This window comes from Streptococcus intermedius SK54 = ATCC 27335, from assembly GCF_000413475.1.
Classification (GTDB): domain Bacteria; phylum Bacillota; class Bacilli; order Lactobacillales; family Streptococcaceae; genus Streptococcus; species Streptococcus intermedius.
The window spans coordinates 78,641-100,176 of the sequence record NZ_ATFK01000006.1 but is presented as its reverse complement, the minus strand read 5'-3'; the positions used below and the strand labels follow the sequence as shown (position 1 = coordinate 100,176).

Sequence of the window (21,536 nt, the reverse complement as noted above, 5' to 3'; positions counted from 1 at the left end):
TTTGAATGAGGTATTTTATGATTCAAAATGTTGTTACTTCAATAATCCTGTATTCTGGGACAGCCGTAGACTTACTTATTATCCTAATGTTATTTTTTGCCAAAAGAAAAAGCAGAAAAGACATCATTAACATCTATTTAGGACAGTTTCTAGGCTCTGTTAGTCTAATATTGCTAAGTTTACTTTTTGCATTTGTCTTAAATTATATTCCTAGTAAAGAGATTTTAGGTTTGCTCGGTTTGATTCCAATTTTCCTAGGACTCAAAGTTTTGCTTTTAGGAGATTCTGATGGAGAAGCTATTGCAAAAGATGGTTTGCGAAAAGATAATAAAAACCTGATTTTTCTAGTCGCTATGATTACTTTTGCAAGTTGTGGTGCTGACAATATTGGTGTTTTTGTCCCATATTTTACCACCTTAAATTTAGCGAATTTGATAGTGACTTTACTTACTTTTCTAGTCATGATTTATCTCTTGGTTTTTTCTGCCCAAAAATTGGCACAAGTCCCTTCTGTTGGAGAAACTTTGGAAAAATATAGCAGATGGTTTATTGCCGTTGTCTATTTAGGATTGGGGATGTATATCCTGATTGAAAACAACAGCTTTGACATGCTATGGACTGTGTTAAGCTAGGAGAAAATATTATGAAAAAAGATAGTATCTGCCAAGTGAATGTTATAAATCAACAAAATGTTACAACCGCAACGAACTACCTTGAAAAGGAAAAAGTCCAAAAATCACTTCGCATTTTATCAAAGTTTACCGATAATAAACAGATAAATATCATCTTTTATCTCCTTGTTGTTGAAGAACTCTGTGTCTGCGATATAGCCTGTTTACTAAATCTCAGTATGGCATCTGCCTCCCACCATCTTCGTAAACTAGCCAATCAAAACATCTTGGACACTAGAAGAGATGGGAAAATTATATATTATTTTATAAAAGATGAGGAAATCAGAGATTTTTTTAATCAACTAGGATAACAACTATTTTTACTACTTTTCCATGATTATAGGGGGATTATATATGAAATTTTTTGAAGAAAATTATTCACAAGAAATACCTACTCGTATCAAAAATTTAAGAAAAAAACACAATATTACACAAAGCGAACTAGGCAATGCAGGTCAAGTTAGTCAAGTTGAAAGTGGTAAGCGACCAATTACGAGTTCGATGTTAGTTTATTTAAATGCTCTAACCGCTTCGAGCTATACGTATATCGTTTTTGGAGAGTTAGATGAGTTTATTGAGAATCTGTTTCATTATTTTTTCAGTTCTATTTTATATAGAGATTTAGAGGCTGTAGATGAAAACCTATATTCTTTCATGAGTGATGATTTAATTTCAATCCAATCTAGCTGTCTTAGACTTTCTAAGACATTCGCAAATTTCAATATTAAAAGAAAAAATTTTTTGGTTTCTGATGAAACTGAAATGGATACTTTTCACAAGAAAGATGACATTGATATTACTGTTGGTGAAAAAAGTTATAACCTCGCTAGAAGTTTTAGAACCCGTACCATCAATGAATTGACTGTCATTGATTTTGAAGAAATGTTTGATATTCTTTGGTTGATGTTAGGGGATAATTTAATTAAATCATTTGAAGTTAATGTCTGTGGTATCCTATTTGAATTGGACGGAAATGGCATACCCTCAACATTTAGGAAAGAAAACATTGATCCTCTCATCAATAAATGGTGGTATGATAACGTTTCGACAGAAATTATCCCTAATCTAATAAAAAAACTCAAAGAAAATCCACTATTCAATATCGGATTTCTGGTTGATGATATTCTAGAACGAATGTATAAAGAAAATATCCCAAAATCTTACCTTACGTCCGTTCCGTTAGTTAGTTCCAAAAAAGCAAGGTCAACTTTATCAGTTAAGTCAAACGGAAGTCAAAAAATAGATAAATCAAAATTTGCACAGATAAATTATGACTTTATGAAGTTAGTAAGTCAAGGTAAAGATATCACAGACTTGTACCAAAAATATTCTGAAAAGGAGCTAACAAATATGGGTATTCGTATTCATAAATCCACTGATATAGAAAGGATTGAGGAAAAAACTTTTGATGAAATAATCAGCTGGGTTTCCAATCCTTATGCAACAAGACCAATTCAGGAAATATCCAGTATTCAAATAGAGCCCACAAGATTTTCACTAGAGGATAAGAAAAGAATTGAAGAAGCTGCAGCTCAAGGACTAAGCGAAATCGACCTTATTGATTTAGTTGACCTATATGATATTAATTTAGACAATACAAGCGTCAATCGCTATATTGAGGGATTATTGACGAATAATACACAAGTAACATACTATTTCCAAGAACAATTAAACGAGGAATTACTCGCAATGGCTTCGACTTTAGATAGAGTTCAACAAGCATTTATTAAACTATTAAGCGAAGAAGAGATACGAAAATTTGCTCTTTAAAAACTAGGTGAATCGCCTAGTTTTTTTTGCGCTTCGTTTTACAAATTAGTCTATTGAAGTAAAAAAAGAAGTAAAAAATAAAAGAACATTATGCCTTATACTGAATATATCAAGAAAAACTCTTGATAAAAATTTTAACAGTCCATATTGATGGCCATCAAAGGACAGATTGAAACAAATATGATGATATGACAATAAAGGTCATGTCTTGCATAGAATTGTTTCGCTGTTTCTTTGTTGTGCCTTTTAGCATACTCAGCGTTCAATATTTGCTCATATACGTTTCTTTCTGTCCAAGGACGAGAAAGGATCATATATTACTATGAGTAATAAAGTACAAGAACGCCGTGAGCGTAAAATCACAGAAGCTATTAAAGCTAAAAATTGGAATGAAGTAACTCGTTTGCTTCAACAAGAACAAAGTAATGCAGAACGGCGTGACCGATACCACCATAAACGAAGTATGGAAGAAAACATAGCTCGTAATGACGGTAAACGACGTGAACGCTATGAAGTAGTTGCAAGTTCTGATTTGAATCCCGAAGAAGCTTTAATCCTAGAGGAGTTAATACAAGCTATTCGTGAAGCTAAAGCATCCCTATCAGAAATTGACAGTAAGATTGTTGAAATGATAGCGGAACAAGGTTCAAGCTATAAAGAAACGGCTCGCTATGTCACTGAACATTATAAAAAAATGAGTGATGTAACAGTTAAATCCCATTATTGTAAAGCGCTAAAAAAATTAGCACCTTTATTAAAAACTTATCGCTAATCCCTCAAATCCAGTGTCTCTTATCACTGGATTTTTTTGTAAAAAAATTAAAAATTCAACAAATAACTTTGCGTTTAGCTGTCTCATTCTCCTTAGTAATAAGGAGGTGGTACACAACCAAAACAACTACGTCCAGCTCACGACCAAAACCGAGCAACTCGCATTCGCATTATTTCTCAATAATAAAGGAGGAACAGCCCTATGGCGTTTAAAATGAAAACCACAAAAGGTGGTTATACAACTACATTGGCTGATAAAATTATCAGTCAAAAACAACCGATTTACTCACTTAGTACCGAACTTGAACCACAACAACGGTTTGAAGAAGGAAAACCAACAGGAGAAATCGTAGCCTATAAAGCATGGTTTGTACAGGAAGGGCAAGACCCTTTCCAAGTAAAATTCGAAGATAGGATTGAGCTTCCATCGTTCCAATCCATGATTCAATTTGACACCCTACAAGCTTGCGAAGTAAAATATAACGTTTACTTCAAAGCAAATGGTATCAAGGAGGTGCGGTAATGACCTCACAATCTCGTGATGCGCTGAACCAATCTTTCCTGCAATCTTACCTGCTCCAGAGCCTAAACATGGCTCTGGGGGCTTTAATGCAGGGGGAAACCAGCTATACTAATTCTTTTAACGTCATTATTCAAGAAGACGGCTTTGTCTTTGTCCCTCGCCTGCCTTGTGCTTATATTCTTGATGATGACTTGTACAAGAAAATTTTTCTGATTGCTAACGCTTCTCTCTACCCTCAATTTACTCTCTTGAAACAAAATGCAACCTATTTTGTTCCACTCAAAACAGATGACTTACACATTCAACGTGGATTGTTTTTCCCTTGGAAAAAGGGAATTTCAGAACGTTTAACTATTCCTGATTTGGATAAATTTTCAGCTAGCCTACCACAAGGAAAAATTCCCATTATGAAGCACTTTGAACTAAACCTTGAAAAGATAAATCACTGGGCTATTGCTGGAAATTCAGGCTCTGGGAAAAGCTATGCTTTAACGTACTTTTTGAGTGTTCTGAAACATATGTCTGACTTAATTATAATTGACCCAAAATTCGATACACCAAGCCGATGGGCAAGGGAAAATCAAATTGCAGTTATCCACCCTGTCGAAAACCGTTCAAAATCTGATTTCGTTTCACAAGTCAATGAACAATTAAGCCAATGTGCAACCCTCATTCAGAAACGACAAGCTATCTTATATGATAACCCCAACCATCAATTTACTCATCTAACCATTGTCATTGATGAAGTCCTAGCCCTATCAGAGGGAGTCAATAAGAACATCAAAGAAGCCTTTTTCTCTTTACTCTCACAAATTGCCTTGTTGGGACGTGCTACCAAAATCCATCTCTTTTTAGTAAGCCAGCGTTTTGACCATAACACTATCCCCATTTCAGTGAGGGAACAGCTAAACGTATTGATACAAATTGGAAATATCAATCATAAAACCACTCAATTCTTATTTCCAGACCTAGACCCAGAGGGTATTGTCATTCCAACAGGACATGGAACAGGCATCATTCAAGTTATCGACAATGAACACCCCTACCAAATTCTGCCCCTACTCTGTCCAACCTACTACACTAAGCGAGGTATTTTATGACCACTAAAACATACTTTATGAGAAGTTTCAATCTCATACTATACTTACTTCTATTTGCTCCTATCTGTTCTGCATTTGGCTGCTTATTCAATTTTCTTTCTGTTCAATTAACCAACATCACATTTTTCAATCTAGATACGGTCAAAAGTACTACGGATTTCATTAGTTCCGTTTGTCATAGATTTGCTCTTGTTTCTCTACTACTTGCCTTATTATTGGCTGGGATAGAGATGATACAACGATTGAAAACAGATAGTTTTTGGAATTACTGTCAATCTGTCTATCGTACTTTCATGTTGCGACACTTCCTGTTTCAGCGTGAACGAGTACAGAAGATAAGCAACCTTGAACATCAGACCGTTACCACTATCAATCCAATCCATAACGGATTTAACCGAGCTGTTCGCAAGTGTATTGTAGATATACGAAAAGATACCATCACTATTTTTCTAAAAGTCCCTAGAGACCAACAGGGGCAAAAAATCCTAAAAGAGATGGAAGCACAATTAAAAGAAGAAATCGTCAGCCAACACGCAGACTATTATTTCTCCTCTCCTATTCGAGTTCGTAACCAATTGTGGTTCACTGGACAAAAACGTTAATACCTTGGGGCTGTGGCTTGCGTTAAGCAAAAGCCAGACAGCCCCTTTTTATATTCTTATCTATCATGACCTATTGGGGTTACTACGACCCCCAATAGGTCAATAATCAATAATCATAAAAAATTCAATTTTTTCAAAAAACTTTGCATCTGACCTGCCATTTCTCCTTAGTAATAGAGCCCAAAAGAAATGAGGTAACTGCCTATGGCAAAAGAACAACGCTCAACCAAATGGACGTTTCTCTTCTACGAGGAAAGTGCACCAGAGGACTACTTGACTATCTTAGAGGAACTTCATATCCCCTTTATTCTTAGTCCTTGGCATGATAAAGATGTTAATAAACAAACAGGAGAGTTCAAAAAGTCGCACAAACACGGTGCTTTCTTCTTTGATTCACTGAAAAGCTATTCTCAAGTATCAAATATCATCAGTGACAAACTGAACGGTCCAGCACATGTGGAGGTAGTTATGTCTCCCACTGGTTTATTTGACTACTTTACCCATGCGGAAAATCCAGATAAGACCCCCTACAACATTGAGGATATTGAAGTCGGTTGTGGATTTAATTTGGAAAAATTCTTGATGGAGATGAACTCCTCGGATTTTATACATGAAGTAGTCGATATTATCGAAGAGAACGACTTTACCGAATTTGAAGAATTGGTCTGGTATGCCCGAGCAAACAATACCAATTTATTAGGACTTATCATTGAACGTACATATTTCTTCGCCAAGTACCTAGATTCACGACGATACAATCCTAATCGACTCCATAATTCAAACACAGAGGAGAAAGAGAATAATGAATAACGAAAAATTAGAACAAATTGAACAATCATTGCAAACACTTATCAAACTCATTCAAATCAAAGAACAGAACATACAACTAAAGATAATACAACTAAAGATAATACAACAGCGAGAATTGTTAAAACAGCTAAACATCTCTCCAAACACACTAAAAACTTGGGAACAAAAAGGACTAAAAAGGTTAGAACCTCCTATCGAGGGAACAAGAACTGTCTTCTATCTATTAGATGATATTATTGACTTCTTGCAACCCTAATTTTGAAAAATTGTGCTAAAATAGTTTTATCTAAAAGAAAGAGTGGTAACTATTTTAGCCTACTTCAATATTCATGAAGAAAGGCAACTATGAAAATAGAATTCATTATCCATAACGGAAAAAAGATAATTAAAAAAATCAAAAAAGATAAGTCCATATCATACACCTTAAAAGGTGCATTTCTAGGAAAAGATGTAAAAACTGGTAAACAAGTTACTACTACCATTACAGCCAAGACACTAAAACAGTTAGATAGAGCAATCATTCAAGCTCGACTAGAATTTGAAAAAAATGGCTCAACACGAGAAAAAGTTATCATCATTGATACACTTGAAGATTTAGCTGAAGAATGGTTTAAATCATACAAGACCTGGCTTAACTCGCATAATACACTGAACAGAGTAAGAGGTTATCTTGATGATTATATTATCCCTAAATTTGGAGATTACAAACCAGATAAAATTGAATCTGCGGATATCCAGCTTTGGTTAAATGATTTGGCAAAGAAATCAAAAGAGTCCATTGAATCTGGTGTAAAGCGTGCTGATAAAGGTAGTGCTAAAGATTTTGGTGCTGTTATCCATAAGTTGAAAGATATTTTTGACTATGGAATTACAAACTATGGACTAATTACTAATCCTGTTGTCTCTGTCAAGATACCACCTAAGCCAAAATCAAATAAGCAACGCATCATGGTATTACATGATGATAGTCTTGTAGTATGGCTTAATTATCTTGAAAGTTTAGATAACACTAGAGCCAATCGTAGATTTAAGTTAATTTGTAATACTTTATTAGCCTCCGCTTTGCGAATAAATGAACTACTTGCATTAACGATTGATGACCTAGATTTTGAAAATTCTTCTATTAACGTCAGTAAAACATTGATGTGGAAAACTGCAAATAAAAAAGATGGGACAAAAGGGGAAGTTATCTGTAAAGCTACACCAAAAACTGATGCAGGAAATCGCTCTGTTCCTGTCCCTCTCCCCATAATAGAAAAACTCATAGATTTCCACAATGAAATGAACAAGTATCTCGAATTGCACAACAGACATAGAACAAAACTGATTTTCCCTACAATCTATGGGAACTATATGTGTGATAGAAACGAGAGAACAACTCTTAAGAAAAGGTTAGTAGGTCTTGGATTACCAAACTATGGTTTCCATTTATTCCGACATACTCATGCTTCAATGCTACTTAATGCTGGAACAAATTGGAAAGAACTCCAAGTCAGAATGGGACATAAATCCATTTCAACTACAATGGATACTTACGCTGAATTAGCACCACAACGAAAGTTAGAAGCTGTGGGGATTTATCTTGAAAAGATTGCTGAACTAACGCAATAACTACTCTACCATTCACTCTACCTTTTATTATGTAGCATTCTAAAAACATTGATGTACCAACGTTTCTAACAGCTAAAATAGAAATTATTTAACTCTTACAGAGGTTAAATAATTGAGATAAAGAAAAGCCTATGGAATCAATGTTTCAAAGGCTTTTTTATTTTAGCAAATTAACTGAATTTCAACTGATTAAGTCATCTTAGCAAAGCAATAATAGCACTAACAGTATTGGTCTTTGTGTAGTTTATTTCTGTTAGCACTCTCAAAACGGAAGACGTAAGTAAAACTACCTTTTTATTTATCTAAAAATTAATGTTGGATATGAGTTATAGGTATCTATTCCTTCTTGAAAAAATTCTCTGAAGACAATACAATCGTTAAAAAAGCAATTAGTAAAAATATAATCCAAGTTATATTCGTGTTCCAAGAAGATGTTAAACTAAATATGGCAGCTCCTAAAGGAATAGAGAGTGTAAACAATAAAGAGAGAAAATTACTCGTTTGAGCCAAAATATTAGATGGCAAATTTGTTAATAAAAGTGAATTAATTTTTGGATTGACTTTTCCTGATAAATACGTCGCGAATGCAAGTATTAAAATTCCAATTAAAGGGGTAGGACTGAACAAATTTGAAATTGCTACAAGTAGAAAAATGACGGAATTAATCCTTACCAATTTCCCAATCGATAGTCTAGAAAAATAATCATTTGGTGTTAGGCTTCCCAACAATATTCCCCCCACTAAAATTACTTCAACAACAAGCAATGATTGGCTATAGGTAAAACTCAATAAATTGTGTTCTAGTAAAAAAATATTGTATACGGCGGTAATTGACCCTCCTAAAGAGTTTAGAAGAAGAATTGAAATTAATAAATTTATAAAATTTCCTGAGTTGGTATCGTTAAATATCATTTTGACATTATTAAACATTTTTATAATTTGTTTCTTCAGGGATAATTTTTCATGATTATTATCCTCATCAATAATTTTATAAGTCATCTTATCTTTAATCGTAATTAAAACAAAAGAAGATAGGAAGAATGAAATTCCATTAATAAAGGCGACGAATGCAAAGTTATTATGCGATATAGTTAAAAGCCATATACCTATAGCTTGTCCTGATAGACTGCAAATGTATGAAATAAACTGTGTAAATGAATAAGCTTCAACTAAATCCTCTTGTGAAACGTTATTTTGGATAATTGGCATTCGTAGGCCATTTGCAAAATCACTCAACGTATCACTAATTACATTGATTAAACAGACTAATGAAAATACAAGTAAAGTAGATTCATGAATAATTAATGATGCAAACGTAAAAAGCACAGCTTGGATAATACCTATATAAATTAGCCAGTTTCCTTTTTTTCTAGTTTTATCAGCTCTTATTCCTACAAATACCGTAAATATTGTAGGAATAACCATTGTTATATTTGCAATCCCCACAACTAACTTCGAATGGAATACGGTAGCAGCATAAACTACGAATACAATGTTATAGAGATATGAACCCATTGAATTTAGAAGGCGTGATAATGTTAACACACCATATAGATGATTTTTCAAAAATAATTTCATCATCTTCTCCCTTCCTTAATTGATTGGATACGATTATAAATGGTTAAAAATTCTGAATTTTCTATTCTACTTGTATTCAAATAAAAGCTTGATGAAATGATTAAAACATTCGAATATTCCAGATATTTTTTACACTTTGTTAGTTCGTACACATCTAATAAAGTATCAGCAATTCCCAACATACCATCCCAATAGGTCGGACGCTGAGCAAAATTAACTAATAACCCTTCAGCAAATTCTTCTATTAGAGGACGAAACTCTAGCGCATCAATTTTACATAATGCTTTTATAAAGCCAGCTGATCCATTTTTTAAATATGGAGACGCAGTTTTATCAGAGACCTTTACCATCCGACCAAAATTAGTTTTAAGAGATTTAGATAGAATTTCAGCAATTCCATAGTTAATAATGTCTTTATCTACTGATAAATTATCTAAAAGTATCAAAACTCCGGATAATCCGTATAGACCAAAATCACTTTCATTATTTATAAAATGTTTGATTACTTCTAAATTATCTAGATTATGAATATACTTTTCATATTTTTTATTATGCTTGTAAACTAATTCTTCAATGCTTAAATATGGAGATTTTAAAATATCATACTTGCAATTATGTATAGTTGGATTAATTAATATTGTTCGTTCCTGAATTGATTTGGCATAAATAGTTGACATTATTTTCATTGCTGTATTTATATCTGGATTTTTACTAAATAAATATCTAATAAGAATATCTATATTAGAGTCTATCCCATAAAAATATAGAAATTGTTTTAAAATCTCAACTTCTTCTTTTATCTGCCTTTTTATGTGTAATCTCCCAACGAGGAATAAAATCATATTACCCACTTTATGACAATCTGAAACTTTCCCATCTAGAGAATTCCATTCCTTTAAACTTATATTACTAAAAATTCCTGTAATTGGTTTTTTACCATATTTATAAGAATGCTCTAAATCTACAAAATATATATTTCCATTTTTATCAATTTTAAAGTTATCTGGATGAATATCATTTAAAATTAAATCATTTTTATGAAAATGGGAAATTAATTTTAAAGTTTTAAAAAATGCTTCTAACAATTTTTTAAATTTATTAGTATTTTCTACCCACTTATTTAATTCGTATCCATATAAAGTATAGTTACTACTATAATCTGAAAATGTCTTTCCATCTATATATTCATAAATATAATAGTGGTTTATCCATTCATTCACACTTTCTATAGCCTTTGGAATATATGCTTTTATATTGCTTGAAAGTTGAAATTCATTTTCACGAAGCTGTTGTTTTTCGATATTTTCATAAAAAAGTATATTTGGTCTAGCCTCTTTCATTACAATCTCCAAATTATTCCTTTTCGAAATTCCTTTGTAGACATTCCCGCCGCTTGATGTTTTAAGAACTTCATTTATGATATAATGTTCGGACAAATATGATTCTTCAGATAAGTCACTTTCTTGTATATCCTCTATCCAACTTGGTAAATCAAAATAATTTTTAGGATAATCTTGCCATATTTCTCCGTTTGGACTATTCAAAGTAAGTTTACCGTCCTTAATATAATTTATATCCTCTTTAAAGAAGCCATATCGGTAAAAAATATTATTAGAATCTCTGTATGAACGATCGCTCATTACATATATCCCATCTGTTGTTTTTGGAATACGGTCATACAATTCAGAAAGAATTTTTTGAAAACTTAATTGGTCTTTTGGATATATTGTAATAAGTTTTCCTGATGACGACATACTTGTTTTAATCGAAAAATTTTGCAAAATATCATCTTTTTCATAGATGTACTTGTAAGAAAGCTTATTATTTTCAAGATAAGGTATCACAATATTGAGGATTTCATTAAAATTATAAGGCGTTGCAGAGATATGGATTTTATAACCAAATGTTGGCAATAACTAACTCTCTCTTATTCTATATTTAAAAATACTTGACATATGTTTATGTTCTCCTAATTCAAAAAATAGAGCTTATACAAAGCTCTATTGTATTAAACAATGAGTATCCAAAAATGATGTTAACATTTTTCCTTATGAAATGATTGGGCATCCAATAGTAATGTTAATATTTTGGTCAGATTGTACAATTTCTTTTTTATTGATATTATTGATAAATTTTGTCATATGCTACTTCCTTACTAATAAATTTAAGGTGTAGAAAATACTTTATGTATTAGTCATGTACAAAAATTATTATGAATTATCATGGTCGACTTTCCTTCCTAATTTCTATAGTTCCATTATACTTTCATTTTTACTTTTCAAAATTAATCTTGAATATATTCAAAATTTATAAACTGCTTTATTTCCCTAGAAAAAATTATTAAAACTGTCCAAAAGACACTCTTTAGTGTGATTAAAATTTGTATATTTAATTTTTATAAAAGTGTGACATTGAATATATTCAATGTCACACTTTTATTTCTCTATCTGATGAATCATTTTTTCTAGTGCTTTATCATAATATTTAGCAGCTTGATGGCAATCTAGACTTTTGAGAATAGTGGTTGCTTGTTTACATTGTTCTATCCCTTCTTGTTTCTTTCCGTTTTTATAAGTTAATAAACCTTTAGCCCAAAGATAGATTATCCTATAATATGTTTCGTTTTCTTTGTAAAAGTTAGACTGAATTTGTTTATCAAAAAAATTGGCATTAATAAAGTCATCTTTTTCAATACATAGTAATAAGCCATTTAATAACATTGTTTGTATAATAACCCTATTATCATTCATTGAACCTAAAAAATCTGTCCTTCTAAGCATTTCTCTAGCATATCTAGTAAATAAGTCTGGCGTCAAGAGAGTGGAACTAATTGAAAACAAAGTTAATTCATATTTACCCCATATTTCAATGCCAAATAAATAATCATATAAAAACTCTTCTTCATCTTCAGTTAACTTTGTAGTGTCGTCTAGTCCTTTTAAATGAGCTTTTATAACTAACGCATTAACCATATGACTCTTTAAATCTGTTTTATAATTTTCACTAATCTCTTTGTAATATAGCTTTTGTAAACCTTTATAATCGTTCTCTAATTCTAATTGATGGATTTTTTCTTGTAATTCAACCAGCCGGCTTTTAGAAAAACCTCTTGCTAAATACAAGTACTCATTCACCTCAATATGTGTATTTTCTAATGCCACAAATAACTTATAAGCAGAAATATCATTTTTTCCAGATTCAAATCTTGAAAGCATTGAGGGAGAAAATGCTTCGCCAGTCGCCTCAGCTAAAGAAATATGCCTAGCTTCTCTTAATTCCTTAAAAGCTTGTCCTAAATTTTCCATAATTGAACTCCTTCAATCTCACTATTTCACATGTCTGCTCTCTATACTCTGTTCTTTTATACGCTTCAAATCCCATATGTTTATAGAAACCTTTGACAAAAGGGTTCTGTTCGTTAAATTCTTCCTACTCATATTTTAGCAGTTTCTTATCTCTATGACAACCTGAGCTATTTTTTTCGATGTTCAAGAAATAATGGTTTCAGCTGTCTTCTTTTTCAAACTTGTTAATAACAGATTTGACACTTTTCAACAGCTCCTTGACAGAGGAATGTTCCATTTTTTATTTCCCTTATTCCTCATTTTCTCCACCAATACAGCATTCTTCGTGCTCATCTAAACTTTCGTCTGTCTGAATGGTGACTTTTGTAATTCCATACATTTTGAAATGTTGGCGAATGAGCTGCTGAGTTTCTTTTACAGAAGTTTCCCATATTTTTAACAATTGATTGCTTAGCTAACTCTTATTTCTATAATTTTCAATTATACTCTCCATCTGAATTTCTTTTGCAGACTAAGAATCGATTTATTATGTGTATACCCATGACTGACAACTCTGCTAATTGCGAAATTGATTGCAATTGTAAAAATTCCCATAACAACTTGACCTCCCCTTAATAGTATAGTAGTATAGTACAAGTATTACAAGGTTAAAGCTAACACTACACTGAGGGAGGATTCGCATGAAAATAAAACATTCTATTTCATTAGCAATGATTTTATACTTCATAGGCATTCTTATTTATATCATTAATTTCGTAGCACTTATTGACACAATGACACAAGAGCTTTTATCTACCCTTGCCATGCTAGTTTCAGGTTACCATGTGCTACTAGAAGGTGTTGAAGAGACGATTCAAAACACAAAAAAAGCTGGGAAATTTTTACCCAATACACATATCCTGATGGCTTTGGCAGCTCTTGGTACCGTTTTATTAGAAAATGCAAGTGAAGGTGCTTTGCTCATCTTTATTTTTGCTGGAGCTCATTTTTTAGAGGAATATGTAGAAAATCACAGCCAAAACGAGATTACTCAACTCTTACAGCTAAATCCTACAGAAGCCAGACGAATCAATCCAGACGGCGGCATAGCAGTTGTTCCAGTTTCTGAATTAATTGTAGGAGACCATGTCCAAGTGCTAAATGGAGGACAAGTACCAACAGATGGTATTATTTTAGAAGGAATAGCCAACATCAATGAAGGAACAATCAATGGTGAAGCCATGCCGTGCGAAAAAACTGTTGGCGATCAAGTGTTTGGTGCAACTATAAATGGTGCTAGCACTTTTATTATGCAAGTTACCAAAGATAGCTCGGAAACTGTTTTTGCAAAAATTCTAGAATTAGTCAAAAATTCTCAAAACAATCTCTCCCCAACTGCCAGTCGCATTCGTCAATTTGAGCCAATTTATGTAAATATTGTACTGTTCATTTTTGGCATGTTGTTACTTGTAGAGAGCTTTTTATTTCACCAACCTTTCTTCACCACTCTTGAGATTGGACTGACCTTTATGGTATCTGCTTCTCCCTGTGCTTTCGCCGTATCTGCCATTCCAGCAACCTTAGCCAGTATTTCACAACTTGCTCGGCAAGGAATCCTTTTCAAAGGCGGAGCTTTCTTATCAAATTTAAGCAATGTAAAAGTCGTTGCCTTCGATAAAACAGGAACTCTCACCGAAGGCAAACCGAGCGTTGTTAGTTATAAATTTGAGCAAAGTACGCTTACTGACGATAAATTAAAAACCATTATTGTAGCAATGGAAAATCAATCCAATCATCCTCTAGCGATTGCAATTGGAACTTATTTTAAAACACGGCAGAATAATTTCCCTGCGTTAACAGTTGAAAATAAGGTGGGAGAAGGCCTAATAAGTCATTATCAAGGACAAGAATTTCGCATTGGTAAACCTAGTCTCTTTGTCAATGTAGCACAGAGATGGATTTCAGTAAAAAACGAAAAGGAAAAACAAGGCTGTACAGTCGTGTTTGTTTCTATCAATGAAGAAGTTGTTGGATACATTGCCTTTCAAGACAAACCACAGCATGGCGCCAAAGCAGCAATTCAGTATTTCAAAGCAGCAGGTATAAAAACAGTCATGCTTACAGGAGATGGGCTTTTGGCCGGTCAAGCCATTGGACAAGAGTTGGGTATTGATGAAGTCATTGCAAACACTTTACCAGAGCAAAAAGCCGCAATCATCCAAAAACTAAAAAAAGAGAATGGTATAACTGCTATGCTTGGAGATGGGATCAACGACGCTCCGGCACTAGTCACATCCGATATTGGTATTGCAATGGGAGAAGGAACAGATATTGCTATTGAAACAGCTGATGTTATCCTGATGAAAAATGATTTAAAAAAACTTATTATTGCTTATCAAATGTCAAAGCGATTAAAACGTAATATTTTTCAAAACATCGTTTTTTCCATGACCGTTGTCGTATTCTTAATTATCTTTACATTTTCAAAAAACCTCTCTATCATAGCTAGTATCTCATTGCACGAAAGTTCCACCCTGCTAGTATTACTGAATAGTTTGAGATTATTAGTTTCAAAAAAGTCGGCCTAATAGCTTGTTTTAAAAATTTATAGTTGTCTTGCTTACAATTTTTATTCTTTCTATGATATAATCTTTTAAGAACTCTTATAGGAGCATTTATGAAAAAACAACATTCTGTTTTCTTTTTACCAGGAATTATCATGGTGGGTGTCGCTTTGCGAACGCCTTTTACAACGCTTCCAACTGTCTTGACGGACATTGCTAGTGGACTTCATGTTTCAGTGAGCTCACTTGGTCTTTTGACCAGCCTACCCTTAATTATGTTCGCTCTCTGCTCTTCATTTTCAGCACGTCTAGCGAAAAAAGTTGGATTGGAAAAATTATTTACTCTTGTACTAATGCTACTTGCTGTCGGATCCTTTATTCGGATTTTTAACCTACCACTTCTTTATATAGGAACCCTTCTCATTGGAGCTGCCATTGCAGTACTCAATGTTTTATTACCAAGTGTGATTCAAGCCAATCAGCCACATCGGATCGGGCTATTAACAACGATGTATGTCACCTCTATGGGATTGTCAACAGCTATTGCTTCCTCTATTGCCGTGCCCATAACAGAAGCCAGTTCATGGAAAGGACTAGTCCTTGTATTGACATTTATCTGTCTTCTAGCACTTTTAATTTGGCTGCCCAATACATTTTATAATCATTTCTTAGCGAGTAAAAACAAAGAGCAATCAAGCTCTTCTATTTTGAAAAGTAAGAAAGTTTGGGCCATTATCATTTTTGGCGGCTTGCAGTCACTACTCTTTTACACTTGCCTAACATGGTTGCCGACGATGGCCATACAAGCTGGCATCTCAAACGCTTCTGCTGGATTTTTAGCTTCTGTTTTTAATCTGATTAGTTTGCCATTTTCAATGACCATTCCTAGCTTAACAACTCGGCTCTCTCCTCGCCATCGTCTCATCATGCTTGGTTTAATATCTACATCCGGTCTTATTGGTATTAGCATGCTACTGCTACAAACAAATAATTTTATATGCTGGCTCGTTATCAACATTCTTATTGGTTCGGCAGTAAGCGCACTTTTCCCTTATCTTATGGTTACTTTTTCAATGAAAACAAGCAGCCCTGATCAGACTGCACAGCTATCTGGATTAGCACAAACAGGTGGCTATGTCCTTGCCGCTTTTGGTCCAGCTCTTTTTGGTTACAGTGCAGATTTTTTCCGCTCTTGGATACCAGCTATTATCATTTTGCTTGCTCTTACAGTCATTATGATTATTGCGCTCTTTTATGTAGAAAAATCTGATAAAATTTTATAAAAAACGAGAATGAAATTCGAAACTAGATTTCTATGAAATCACACGTTCGTTTTCATTCTCTTTTTTCTTTAACAATTCGAAGTCTGTTTCTAAATCACTATCCTATTACAAATATCCGAACATCAAAAAAGAAACTATTTAGTGTCATGCCTTTTATCAATCATATGACTCCAGAAAATCAAAAAATAAATTCATCATCGCCACAACTTCTGCAAACATTTCAACATTCGTCATCAATAGACTTTTTCCATGTTTCTTCATCTGGTAATAACCCTATTTTTGCAATTTTTGACACATGGCGATTGCCAGCTACATAAAAGCAAAGTGGCTCTTCTCGCCAATGATCTACACAAGTAACACCAATTCGTGGACGTGAACTAATTTGCAAAGGAAGTGCATCGGCTGCCAGTTGCAAACGTGATTCTTGTAAATTCTGACCATCAAAAGCTTTACTAATCCCTACAAATTTGGTTAATTTCCCCGGACCATTAGCAAGTAATGTACCATCTGGTAATTCCAAGGCCCGAATCAAGACGGCTTCTGCTATATTTTCAGCCCTCGTCACTAAATTCAGCATCTGATGACCGTAAATCTGATAGACATACCAATGCCCTGCTGATAAATACATAGATTCATTTTTCGGACTGCGTTTACCATGCGCACTATGGCAAGCACTATCTTTTGCACCCAGATAAGCTTCCGTTTCAACAATTCTTCCTATGGACTGTCCATCCAAACAAAGTTGCATGCCAAGCAAGGCTTTTGCTGTAGCAATTGTATCTACTCGCATCAGCTCTTGAAATTCTTTTGAAATCATGGTCTTATTATAACATGAATTTTACACAAAAAAGCAATCGTATTTGTCCAACTTTTGAAGGCAGTACAATTCGATTGCTTTTTTCTTTAGGAGATTAGTATGAGAAAAGGTTTTTAGGATTATCTATAGTATAAGAAAGTTAACTTAAATTTGCCTTAAGGTTTTACAGTTGAACCACACTGTTAAAAAACTTATAAAACATTAAAAAAACTTGTAAACACTTAATCTCTATGTTAAAATGAAATCATAGGAGGAAGAGTATGTATCAAGAACAACGATTAAATAAAATATTAGAATTACTTGCAGAGAAAAGACAGCTTTCTGCAAAGGAAATGGTTGACTATTTTCACGTTTCTAAAGATACCATTCGCAGGGATTTTGCTATTTTAAGTGAGCGCAAGCTCGTACAACGGACTCATGGTGGAATCCTTCCTTTAGAAAACAAACAACAAATCCTCTCCTTCAATGATCGTAGCAAAAAATTTACCAAGGAAAAAAGAAAAATTGCTCAAAAAGCGTACGAATTGATTGAGGAAGAACAACTGCTTTATTTTGACGTCTCAACAATTATCTTGCAATTAGCTCAATTGATGAATCAAAAAAACACTATTTATTCACATTCTTTGGACAATGCTATCATGATCAGCGGGCATGAACAAGTTGATTTTCATCTGTTGGGGGGTAAATTCTATCCCAAAAACCGCTTCTATTATTCCTTAAATGAAGCTGAATTATTAGAACATCTTCAATTCGACATTGCTTTCTTTGGAGCAGCAAGTTTGAAAAATGGACAAGTTAGCTATGAGGATGCTGAAGATGCCTATATTAAAAAACTAGTCATGCAACATAGCCAAACGAAAGTATTGCTAGCCGAGCAGGAGAAATGGCAAAAAAATTCCAATTATATTTTAAGCGATATCAGTTCATTCGACTATTGGATTACAGACCAAAAGCCAACTACAGAAATCAAGGCACTCCTATCTAACACTTTAAAAATTCTCTACTAAATTTACAGAGGTACAACTATGAAGAAACAAAAGATTCATTTGATTGTCAGTGATATTGATGGAACTATTTTAAACGATCAACATCAGGTTGACCAAAATCTGAAAGATCAAATCCCACTTTTAAAGAAGAAAAATATCCCCTTTGTCTTGGCATCTGCTCGCTCTCCGCTTGGCATGGAGCCAATTGCACACGAATTAGGACTTGGTGGTAATCCTTTAGCTTGCTACAATGGCGCTCTCGTTATTAAAGGTAATCCGCAACATTATGAAACTATCATTGAACACCCTTTGGATAAAAAAGAAATTCGGACTTTCATTGAATTAATTAAGCAAGAATTTCCAACAGTTTCTATCAATCTCTATTCTGGAAAGAACTGGCTAGCCGACCGTTTTGATAAGTGGATCCAGATTGAAGCTGGCATCACTGGAGAAGTCCCCACAATTCAAAATCTACTCATTCCTGTCTTAGATGTACTTGTCCCAATTCACAAACTTCTCTTGATTGATGAACCTACAATGATTCAGCAACTTTACAGGTATCTCCAAACCCTTGATTTTCCTAATACAGCTTTCTATCTTTCAAAAGATAATTACTTAGAGGTCACTGCTAAGAATGTCTCCAAAGAAAATGCCCTTCAAGAAATCGCTCAACACTATCAGGTTCCGCTTCCTCAAGTCATGGCAATCGGAGACAATTTCAATGATCTTCCGATGATAAAGTTAGCTGGTTTTGGAGTCGCTATGGGAAACGCCCCTGAACCTGTGAAAGTTCAAGCCACCGCTATTACTCAAACCAATAATCAGCACGGTGTTGCCAAAGCCATTGAAGATTTTATCTTTATTTAATGTAACTAAAGTTGTTAAAAAACTGAAGCAAACGTCCCAGACTTTCAAATTTTCATGACTGGCTCAAAGTATGGTTTAAGGTAAGCAATAAAGGCTCTGTAAGAATAACAAACTAATTACTAAGCTTTTATTACCCCTGCAGCTGATAACTGTTGCGAGGGCCGAACAGCATAATTAGACTCTACAAGTTGCCAGTTTTAAACCTATTATCTTTACACCTTTTTATAGCTAAATTTCAGTCTATCCTACAACATGATAATAATCAAAAGCAAAGCGTGAACTCCCATCTGCTACATAAATCACACCACACTCTTGAAATCCAAATTTTCGAATAGCCGCCTGCATAGGTCGATTATCCTTATGAGTATCAATTCGCAAATAAGAGACTTTTCGGCTGCAAAACTCAAAACATTGCTTGGCCAAACCCTTTGCTTGACCATTTGAAGCAAGGCGGTGAATTGTCCCATAAGGTTGATTCAAGTGCCAGTCTCCCTTTTCAATAAATTGATACGTCTCATCCTCTCCGATTATTAAAGTAAAGACACCAACAATTTGTCCCATTTTTTCAAAGACATAGCATGTTTCATGCTCAATATCCTCTATCACTAATTTTCGGCTAGGATAAGTCGTGCCCCACTGAGTTGGATTGCCCTGCTGGGACATAAACTTTCTAGCATAAGAAAAAATTGACAAAATCGCTGGTAAATCTCCTCTTTTTGCAAGTCGTATCATAACACTTCCCCTATTCTAAAAAGCTGAGAGGTTCTCAGCTTTGATACAATCATTATTTAAAATCTTTGACATCACCATCATAATTCGCCCATTCTTGGCTAAAGAATCGATTATCAATTTGATAAGTAGGAGCGGGTTTTGGATTTGAAATAAAAGGATTCACAGCCTTATCAAAGGCTAGCCATCCAAGCCATCCCATATGAATCGTATCCTGCATAAAGTAAGGTTTTCCACCATCATTTGAAAAGTCTGCAATATTGGTAAAACCTTGGCTTTCTAATTGATAACGAATTTTTTTCACAGCTTGTTGGTATTTTTCCTGACTCAAACCTGTGTAAGCCATCCACTTAGCATTGACAGGGGGGATGACAAAGATTGGATTCGTTTTTGACTTTGCAAACTGATTCAAGACAAGTTGCAAATCATTATACTCAGGAGATTTGATATACGAAAACTTTGCTTGCGTTCCCTTCAATTTTTTTATGTGTTTCCGCAAGCGATGTCTATAAAACTTATTAGCAATTCCTAAGTTATTATTAGTGGTATTTCTCTGAGCATCTTTTGTTGCAAATTTTTCCAAATCCTGATAAGAGAATTTATCTGGTAGTCGCTTGACCTGAGGTTGTACTAATTTTTCATAATTCTCATTATGTTCGGCAAAAAGGGAGCCAAAAAGAGCATCTTCGCGCTTATTTAAGCGGCTTATAAGGCGAATGTACTGTTTATCGAAATTTGAAGGTTTCTGATTATTAGCTACTTTTTTTACATTATCCTTCATAGCGACTGTCGGATATAGTTGCAAGAGACGCTTCGCAGCATATTGAGCAGCAATGTCTCCTTCTTGTTGGTTCAAGAAACTAGTTAATTGATCACTATTAAAATATTGTTGAAAAGCTGCAGGGCTGTAGCCTTTTTTTGTAAACCATTGAGGAGAAATCACATAAACAGCTGTTTTATTTTCTATTTGGGGAAGCATTTGTTGCATCCCAAAATATTGTGTGAGAGATGCTGCTCCACGTTGTCCCAAAAAATATGGACGATAATTCCGCTTGTATTTTTCAGACAAAACAGCCGGATGCATACTATCAAATCGCAACCATTCACTAGAACCGAAATAAGGAACAAAACGATGTTTTTTATCTGTCAGAGCACGTACCTTTTGTGCTCTTCCCTTAAAACTCCCTGCCGTTAGAGTAACCGCTGAGCGCTTTTCAGATTGATAATCATGTTGCTGCTTCGTTGGATAGAAAAACAGTAAAGCCACGACCATCAAAAAGGCACAAAAAACTGGACCTAAAATGAGCCACAATCGTTTAAGCATTGCGAAGCTCCATCACACCTTCGACAATTTTATTAGCGGTATTCCAATCGTCACGACCAAATTCTGAGACTGGAACATGAATATCAAAATGATTTTCCAATTCAACAATCAATTCAACTGTACCCATGCTATCTAGAACTCCTGCATCAAACAAATCTTCATCCATCATGTCAGATACGTCTTCCATAAACAAATCTTCAATAATTTCTAATACTTCTGCTTTTACGTCCATTAGAGAACTCCTTT

The 21,536-nt window shown here is 34.0% G+C and carries 21 protein-coding genes and 1 pseudogene; 14 read left to right on the top strand and 8 right to left on the bottom strand.

Features of this window, described 5'->3' with window-relative positions; genetic code table 11:
• Positions 1 to 17 precede the first annotated feature (17 nt).
• The 10 genes from HMPREF1654_RS08365 (at position 18) to HMPREF1654_RS08320 (ending at position 7,858) form a co-directional block, all read left to right on the top strand.
• Complete coding sequence (locus HMPREF1654_RS08365) at positions 18 to 632, top strand: CadD family cadmium resistance transporter (protein WP_003032325.1); 615 nt, start codon at positions 18 to 20, stop codon at positions 630 to 632.
• Between the two features lie 11 nt (positions 633 to 643).
• Entirely contained in the window at positions 644 to 982 is a 339-nt protein-coding gene (cadX, locus tag HMPREF1654_RS08360; RefSeq protein ID WP_003032337.1) for a Cd(II)/Zn(II)-sensing metalloregulatory transcriptional regulator CadX, read from the top strand.
• Between the two features lie 43 nt (positions 983 to 1,025).
• A complete protein-coding gene (locus tag HMPREF1654_RS08355) occupies positions 1,026 to 2,441 on the top strand; it encodes a helix-turn-helix domain-containing protein (RefSeq protein WP_003077408.1) in 1,416 nt (471 codons plus the stop codon).
• A 322-nt stretch (positions 2,442 to 2,763) separates the two neighbouring features.
• Positions 2,764 to 3,213, top strand: coding sequence for an RNA polymerase sigma factor (locus HMPREF1654_RS08350; protein ID WP_003032329.1), 450 nt, complete (start codon positions 2,764 to 2,766; stop codon positions 3,211 to 3,213).
• Between the two features lie 201 nt (positions 3,214 to 3,414).
• Complete coding sequence (locus HMPREF1654_RS08345) at positions 3,415 to 3,735, top strand: hypothetical protein (protein WP_003032314.1); 321 nt, start codon at positions 3,415 to 3,417, stop codon at positions 3,733 to 3,735.
• Positions 3,735 to 4,835: a P-loop NTPase family protein gene (locus HMPREF1654_RS08340; protein ID WP_003032336.1), complete on the top strand. Its 1,101-nt coding sequence runs from the start codon at positions 3,735 to 3,737 to the stop codon at positions 4,833 to 4,835. Before HMPREF1654_RS08345 ends, HMPREF1654_RS08340 begins: the two co-directional genes overlap by 1 nt.
• Positions 4,832 to 5,437, top strand: a complete 606-nt coding sequence (locus HMPREF1654_RS08335; protein ID WP_003032334.1) for a hypothetical protein — start codon at positions 4,832 to 4,834, stop codon at positions 5,435 to 5,437. The genes HMPREF1654_RS08340 and HMPREF1654_RS08335 overlap by 4 nt, the downstream gene beginning before the upstream one ends.
• A 204-nt stretch (positions 5,438 to 5,641) precedes the next feature.
• Complete coding sequence (locus HMPREF1654_RS08330; RefSeq protein ID WP_002919940.1) at positions 5,642 to 6,247, top strand: replication protein; 606 nt, start codon at positions 5,642 to 5,644, stop codon at positions 6,245 to 6,247.
• Complete coding sequence (locus tag HMPREF1654_RS08325; protein WP_016670423.1) at positions 6,240 to 6,503, top strand: MerR family transcriptional regulator; 264 nt, start codon at positions 6,240 to 6,242, stop codon at positions 6,501 to 6,503. Before HMPREF1654_RS08330 ends, HMPREF1654_RS08325 begins: the two co-directional genes overlap by 8 nt.
• Positions 6,504 to 6,592: 89 nt before the next feature.
• A complete protein-coding gene (locus tag HMPREF1654_RS08320; protein ID WP_003077204.1) occupies positions 6,593 to 7,858 on the top strand; it encodes a tyrosine-type recombinase/integrase in 1,266 nt (421 codons plus the stop codon).
• A gap of 336 nt (positions 7,859 to 8,194) precedes the next feature.
• On the opposite strand, the gene HMPREF1654_RS08315 is transcribed toward HMPREF1654_RS08320, so the two are convergent.
• The 4 genes and pseudogenes from HMPREF1654_RS08315 to HMPREF1654_RS10065 all read right to left on the bottom strand — a co-directional run.
• Positions 8,195 to 9,436 carry an MFS transporter gene (locus HMPREF1654_RS08315; protein ID WP_016670422.1) on the bottom strand — a complete coding sequence of 414 codons (1,242 nt, stop codon included), beginning with the start codon at positions 9,434 to 9,436 and terminating at the stop codon, positions 8,195 to 8,197.
• The gene (locus HMPREF1654_RS08310; protein WP_003077258.1) at positions 9,436 to 11,349 is read right to left on the bottom strand and encodes a class III lanthionine synthetase LanKC N-terminal domain-containing protein; all 1,914 of its coding nucleotides are present in this window, start codon (positions 11,347 to 11,349) and stop codon (positions 9,436 to 9,438) included. The genes HMPREF1654_RS08315 and HMPREF1654_RS08310 overlap by 1 nt, the downstream gene beginning before the upstream one ends.
• A gap of 522 nt (positions 11,350 to 11,871) precedes the next feature.
• Complete coding sequence (locus tag HMPREF1654_RS08305) at positions 11,872 to 12,741, bottom strand: helix-turn-helix domain-containing protein (RefSeq protein WP_003077179.1); 870 nt, start codon at positions 12,739 to 12,741, stop codon at positions 11,872 to 11,874.
• A 289-nt stretch (positions 12,742 to 13,030) separates the two neighbouring features.
• Positions 13,031 to 13,153 (bottom strand): annotated as a pseudogene (locus tag HMPREF1654_RS10065) (cation transporter); the annotation flags it as partial.
• Between the two features lie 268 nt (positions 13,154 to 13,421).
• On the opposite strand from HMPREF1654_RS10065, the gene HMPREF1654_RS08300 reads away from it, so the two are divergent.
• Together HMPREF1654_RS08300 and HMPREF1654_RS08295 are read left to right on the top strand one after the other, a co-directional pair.
• Positions 13,422 to 15,308 (top strand): heavy metal translocating P-type ATPase, encoded by a 1,887-nt coding sequence (locus HMPREF1654_RS08300; protein ID WP_003077160.1) that lies wholly within the window; start codon positions 13,422 to 13,424, stop codon positions 15,306 to 15,308.
• Between the two features lie 89 nt (positions 15,309 to 15,397).
• A complete protein-coding gene (locus tag HMPREF1654_RS08295) occupies positions 15,398 to 16,567 on the top strand; it encodes a CynX/NimT family MFS transporter (RefSeq protein WP_003077252.1) in 1,170 nt (389 codons plus the stop codon).
• Positions 16,568 to 16,787: 220 nt separating this feature from the next.
• Here the strand turns inward: HMPREF1654_RS08295 and HMPREF1654_RS08290 are convergent, their stop codons facing one another.
• Positions 16,788 to 17,384, bottom strand: a complete 597-nt coding sequence (locus HMPREF1654_RS08290) for a DNA-3-methyladenine glycosylase (RefSeq protein WP_003077389.1) — start codon at positions 17,382 to 17,384, stop codon at positions 16,788 to 16,790.
• 260 nt (positions 17,385 to 17,644) lie between these two features.
• On the opposite strand from HMPREF1654_RS08290, the gene HMPREF1654_RS08285 reads away from it, so the two are divergent.
• Together HMPREF1654_RS08285 and HMPREF1654_RS08280 are read left to right on the top strand one after the other, a co-directional pair.
• Positions 17,645 to 18,391, top strand: a complete 747-nt coding sequence (locus tag HMPREF1654_RS08285) for a DeoR/GlpR family DNA-binding transcription regulator (protein WP_003077283.1) — start codon at positions 17,645 to 17,647, stop codon at positions 18,389 to 18,391.
• Between the two features lie 18 nt (positions 18,392 to 18,409).
• Complete coding sequence (locus tag HMPREF1654_RS08280; RefSeq protein WP_003077361.1) at positions 18,410 to 19,237, top strand: Cof-type HAD-IIB family hydrolase; 828 nt, start codon at positions 18,410 to 18,412, stop codon at positions 19,235 to 19,237.
• A 240-nt stretch (positions 19,238 to 19,477) separates the two neighbouring features.
• On the opposite strand, the gene HMPREF1654_RS08275 is transcribed toward HMPREF1654_RS08280, so the two are convergent.
• Genes HMPREF1654_RS08275 through dltC form a run of 3 tightly spaced genes read right to left on the bottom strand, consistent with a single transcriptional unit; the run spans position 19,478 to position 21,522 of the window.
• On the bottom strand, positions 19,478 to 19,969 hold the full coding sequence (locus tag HMPREF1654_RS08275; RefSeq protein ID WP_003077378.1) for a GNAT family N-acetyltransferase: 492 nt from the start codon (positions 19,967 to 19,969) through the stop codon (positions 19,478 to 19,480).
• 52 nt (positions 19,970 to 20,021) lie between these two features.
• Positions 20,022 to 21,290, bottom strand: coding sequence for a D-alanyl-lipoteichoic acid biosynthesis protein DltD (gene dltD, locus HMPREF1654_RS08270; protein ID WP_003077188.1), 1,269 nt, complete (start codon positions 21,288 to 21,290; stop codon positions 20,022 to 20,024).
• Positions 21,283 to 21,522: a D-alanine--poly(phosphoribitol) ligase subunit DltC gene (dltC, locus tag HMPREF1654_RS08265; RefSeq protein ID WP_003075397.1), complete on the bottom strand. Its 240-nt coding sequence runs from the start codon at positions 21,520 to 21,522 to the stop codon at positions 21,283 to 21,285. Before dltC ends, dltD begins: the two co-directional genes overlap by 8 nt.
• Positions 21,523 to 21,536: the final 14 nt, after the last annotated feature.

What these genes read in the sequence shown, in the direction of transcription:
- HMPREF1654_RS08320 (WP_003077204.1), top strand. Translation starts at nt 6,593, where the DNA reads ATGAAAATAGAATTCATTATCCATAACGGAAAAAAGATAATTAAAAAA.
- HMPREF1654_RS08325 (WP_016670423.1), top strand. Translation starts at nt 6,240, where the DNA reads ATGAATAACGAAAAATTAGAACAAATTGAACAATCATTGCAAACACTT.
- HMPREF1654_RS08290 (WP_003077389.1), bottom strand. Translation starts at nt 17,384, where the DNA reads ATGATTTCAAAAGAATTTCAAGAGCTGATGCGAGTAGATACAATTGCT.
- HMPREF1654_RS08365 (WP_003032325.1), top strand. Translation starts at nt 18, where the DNA reads ATGATTCAAAATGTTGTTACTTCAATAATCCTGTATTCTGGGACAGCC.
- HMPREF1654_RS08335 (WP_003032334.1), top strand. Translation starts at nt 4,832, where the DNA reads ATGACCACTAAAACATACTTTATGAGAAGTTTCAATCTCATACTATAC.
- HMPREF1654_RS08345 (WP_003032314.1), top strand. Translation starts at nt 3,415, where the DNA reads ATGGCGTTTAAAATGAAAACCACAAAAGGTGGTTATACAACTACATTG.
- HMPREF1654_RS08315 (WP_016670422.1), bottom strand. Translation starts at nt 9,436, where the DNA reads ATGAAATTATTTTTGAAAAATCATCTATATGGTGTGTTAACATTATCA.
- HMPREF1654_RS08330 (WP_002919940.1), top strand. Translation starts at nt 5,642, where the DNA reads ATGGCAAAAGAACAACGCTCAACCAAATGGACGTTTCTCTTCTACGAG.
- dltC (WP_003075397.1), bottom strand. Translation starts at nt 21,522, where the DNA reads ATGGACGTAAAAGCAGAAGTATTAGAAATTATTGAAGATTTGTTTATG.
- HMPREF1654_RS08275 (WP_003077378.1), bottom strand. Translation starts at nt 19,969, where the DNA reads ATGATACGACTTGCAAAAAGAGGAGATTTACCAGCGATTTTGTCAATT.
- HMPREF1654_RS08280 (WP_003077361.1), top strand. Translation starts at nt 18,410, where the DNA reads ATGAAGAAACAAAAGATTCATTTGATTGTCAGTGATATTGATGGAACT.
- HMPREF1654_RS08305 (WP_003077179.1), bottom strand. Translation starts at nt 12,741, where the DNA reads ATGGAAAATTTAGGACAAGCTTTTAAGGAATTAAGAGAAGCTAGGCAT.
- HMPREF1654_RS08355 (WP_003077408.1), top strand. Translation starts at nt 1,026, where the DNA reads ATGAAATTTTTTGAAGAAAATTATTCACAAGAAATACCTACTCGTATC.
- HMPREF1654_RS08340 (WP_003032336.1), top strand. Translation starts at nt 3,735, where the DNA reads ATGACCTCACAATCTCGTGATGCGCTGAACCAATCTTTCCTGCAATCT.
- HMPREF1654_RS08295 (WP_003077252.1), top strand. Translation starts at nt 15,398, where the DNA reads ATGAAAAAACAACATTCTGTTTTCTTTTTACCAGGAATTATCATGGTG.
- HMPREF1654_RS08350 (WP_003032329.1), top strand. Translation starts at nt 2,764, where the DNA reads ATGAGTAATAAAGTACAAGAACGCCGTGAGCGTAAAATCACAGAAGCT.
- HMPREF1654_RS08300 (WP_003077160.1), top strand. Translation starts at nt 13,422, where the DNA reads ATGAAAATAAAACATTCTATTTCATTAGCAATGATTTTATACTTCATA.
- HMPREF1654_RS08285 (WP_003077283.1), top strand. Translation starts at nt 17,645, where the DNA reads ATGTATCAAGAACAACGATTAAATAAAATATTAGAATTACTTGCAGAG.
- cadX (WP_003032337.1), top strand. Translation starts at nt 644, where the DNA reads ATGAAAAAAGATAGTATCTGCCAAGTGAATGTTATAAATCAACAAAAT.
- dltD (WP_003077188.1), bottom strand. Translation starts at nt 21,290, where the DNA reads ATGCTTAAACGATTGTGGCTCATTTTAGGTCCAGTTTTTTGTGCCTTT.